This is a genomic window from Vibrio sp. 10N.222.55.C6, from assembly GCF_041473395.1.
Lineage (GTDB): Bacteria > Pseudomonadota > Gammaproteobacteria > Enterobacterales > Vibrionaceae > Vibrio > Vibrio crassostreae_C.
Map to the genome: position 1 here is coordinate 1 of NZ_JBFRSD010000652.1, position 335 is coordinate 335.

The 335-nt window shown below is 46.3% G+C and carries 1 protein-coding gene; it reads left to right on the forward strand.

The genetic code is table 11. From position 1 onward, the window contains the following. On the forward strand, positions 1-335 hold a 335-nt coding region (locus AB4486_RS25490; RefSeq protein WP_372119512.1), incomplete at both ends, for a NifU family protein.

The window sequence follows — 335 nt, forward strand, 5'->3', positions numbered from 1 at the left end:
GCGTCTGACACTAAGCTTTCTTTCGACGCTTTCTCTGCATACGTAGATGAGCTAAGCCTACCGTTCCTAGATGAAGCTGAAATTGACTTCGTTACTGACAAAATGGGCTCTCAGCTAACGCTTAAAGCACCAAACGCTAAGATGCGTAAAGTCGCAGACGATGCACCACTTCTAGAACGTGTTGAATACGCAATTCAAACACAAGTTAACCCACAACTTGCTGGTCACGGCGGTCACGTTAGCTTGGTAGAAATCACTGAAGACGGCGCAGCTATTGTAGCATTCGGTGGTGGTTGTAACGGTTGTTCTATGGTTGACGTAACGCTTAAAGAAGG